The organism is Amycolatopsis sp. SID8362 (assembly GCF_010550475.1).
In the GTDB taxonomy this organism is placed as follows: Bacteria; Actinomycetota; Actinomycetes; order Mycobacteriales; family Pseudonocardiaceae; genus Amycolatopsis; species Amycolatopsis eburnea.
Genome location: NZ_JAAGNB010000406.1, coordinates 1 through 2,535 on the forward strand (window position 1 = coordinate 1; position 2,535 = coordinate 2,535).

The 2,535-nt window shown below is 72.8% G+C and carries 2 protein-coding genes and 1 pseudogene; 2 read left to right on the top strand and 1 reads right to left on the bottom strand.

Annotated elements, in window-relative coordinates; all coding sequences use genetic code 11:
- Positions 1-449: pseudogene (locus tag G3I65_RS13240) on the bottom strand (polysaccharide pyruvyl transferase family protein); the annotation flags it as partial.
- A gap of 72 nt (positions 450-521) precedes the next feature.
- Here G3I65_RS13240 and G3I65_RS13245 point away from each other — a divergent pair.
- Together G3I65_RS13245 and G3I65_RS13250 are read left to right on the top strand one after the other, a co-directional pair.
- Positions 522-1,487, top strand: coding sequence for a UDP-glucuronic acid decarboxylase family protein (locus tag G3I65_RS13245; RefSeq protein WP_166640047.1), 966 nt, complete (start codon positions 522-524; stop codon positions 1,485-1,487).
- Positions 1,488-1,590: 103 nt separating this feature from the next.
- Positions 1,591-2,535 (top strand): carbamoyltransferase N-terminal domain-containing protein (locus G3I65_RS13250; protein WP_275940152.1); only part of this gene is annotated, 945 nt, incomplete at its 3' end.

Here is a 2,535-nt window from a genome sequence, read left to right on the forward strand (position 1 = left end):
TCGTGGCGGCCCGCGCCGCCGTATTCCGGTTGGTGCGGCGCGAGAACCACGCCGAGCACCGGCTTCTCCGCCACGGACGCGGCCAGGGAGAGGTCGGCGGTGGCGCCGTCGTCACGCGGGAGGACGCGGTGGAAGCCGGTCACCGCCGGGTCGGCCGGGTCGGGCACGGACACGCCGACGGCGATTCGGCGGCAGGCCGCGTAGCGCTCGTGCAGCGAACGCACCTGCGGCCCGTGCACCGGGCCGCAGGCGAACACCACGTGCGTGTAGTCCGACGGCGGCGCGTCGGGCAGGTGCCGGTCCCCGGGGCGGAACCCCGGGCTCCACGCGACGTCGTGGCCGATACCCGCGCGCGCCAGCGCGTCACCCGCCGCGCGCAAGCTGAGGACGTCCCCCGCGGTCGCTTCGCCGTGCAGGAAACTGGCCCATCCGGTGAGCAGAACTCGCATGCTCCGCCGCGTACCCGCTCGCGGTGGCCTTACACGGGTTTGCCGCCGTCGCCGCCGGGTAGCCGCTGCGGCATGACGAATCCGGGAGTGGCCAGGCGGTTCGAACGCGCGGTGGTGACCGGGGGTGCCGGCTTCGTCGGCGCGCACCTGTGCGAGCTGCTGCTCGCCCAACGCCTCGAAGTGATCGCCGTGGACAACCTCGCGACGTCCTCGGCGGACACCCTCGACGGCCTGCGCCGCCACGAGCGGTTCCGGTTCCTGCGCCACGACGTCACCCACCCGATGCCGCTGCCCGGCCGGGCGGACGTCGTCTTCCACCTGGCCTCGGCCGCGTCGCCGCGCGACTACCTCGCGCTGCCGCTCGAGACACTGCGCGCGGGTTCGCACGGCACGGAGAACGCCCTCGAACTGGCCCGCCGCGACGACGCCCGCTTCGTCCTCGCGTCCACCAGCGAGGTCTACGGCGATCCGCTGGAACACCCGCAGCGCGAAGAGTACTGGGGCAACGTCAACCCGATCGGCCCGCGCAGCGTCTACGACGAAGCCAAGCGGTACGCCGAAGCACTGACGTCGGCTTACCGCCGGGAGCACGGCGTCGACACCGGTATCGCGCGGATCTTCAACACCTACGGCCCCGGCATGCGCGCCCACGACGGCCGGATGATCCCCGCCTTCGTCGGCCAGGCGCTCAAGGGCGAGCCGATCACGGTCACCGGCACGGGCGAGCAGACGCGGTCCATCTGCTACGTCGAAGACACCGCCCGCGGCCTCCTGGAGCTCGCGCGTTCCGGCCACCCCGGGCCGGTCAACATCGGGAACCCGCACGAGCTGACCGTCCGCCAGGTCGCCGAGTGGATCAGGGACATCACCGGGTCCGGCTCGCCCATCGAGGAGATCGACGCGGTCGCCGACGATCCGAAGCGCCGGTGCCCCGACATCTCGCTCGCGCGGGACGTCCTGGGGTGGGAGCCGAAGGTCGACGCGGACGACGGCCTGCGCCGCACCGTGGCGTGGTTCCGCCGGGCGCCGCTGCGTTGAGTAGCGACGCCCAGGGACTTCGTTTATGGGTGACTTCGCCGGGTAGCGCTATAGGCGAGAGCGGACCGGCGAGGGTCCGCACCGGAACGCCAGAGGCAGGTCGATGCGCATCCTCGGGATCAACGCCGTTTTCCACGACCCGGCCGCCGCGCTGGTCGTCGACGGTGAGGTCGTCGCCGCGGCCGAAGAAGAACGCTTCAGCCGCCGCAAGCACGGCAAGCAGGCGGTGCCGTTTTCCACCTGGGAACAACCCGCCCAAGCCGCGGCCTGGTGCCTGGAGCGGGCGGGACTGTCCGCGAAGGACCTCGACGCGGTCGGCTACTCCTACGACCCCGCGCTGGTCGAGCCGGGCCTGCCCGGGCACGACCCGAGCGGCGAGGAGCTGCGGACCGAATTCGCCCAGCGGGCGCCGATGTTCCTCAAGTCCGCTTTGCCCGGCCTCGACCCGGGCATCGTCCGGTTCGTCCGCCACCACGTCGCGCACGCCGCTTCGGCCGCGCTCGCCGCGCCGTTCGGCGACTGCGCCGTGCTGGTCGCCGACGGCCGCGGCGAGAGCACCTCCTACCTGGCCGGCGAATACCGCGACGGGCGGTGCAAAGAGCTGGCGGCGCAACGCCTTCCGCACTCGCTCGGCCTGCTCTACGAAGACCTCACCGAGCACCTCGGCTTCGCCCGCTCCAGCGACGAGTACAAGGTGATGGCGCTGGCCTCCTACGGCAAGCCCGAGTACCTCGACGCACTCCGCGAGCACGTCCACGTGACCGGCGACGGCGGGTTCCGCGCCCACGGCGTGAACCTGGCGGAGCTGGCCCCGCGCCGGGAACCCGGCGAGGAACTCACCCGGCGGCACGCCGATCTCGCCGCGAGCGTCCAAAAGGTCCTCGAAGACGTCCTGCTGGAGCTGGCGGACTGGCTGCACGAGGCCACCGGCCAGCGCGACCTGGCGCTGGCGGGCGGGATCGCGCTCAACTGCGTCGCCAACACCCGCCTGCACGCCGAAGGCCCGTTCGACCGGATCTGGGTGCAGCCCGCCGCCGGCGACGCGGGC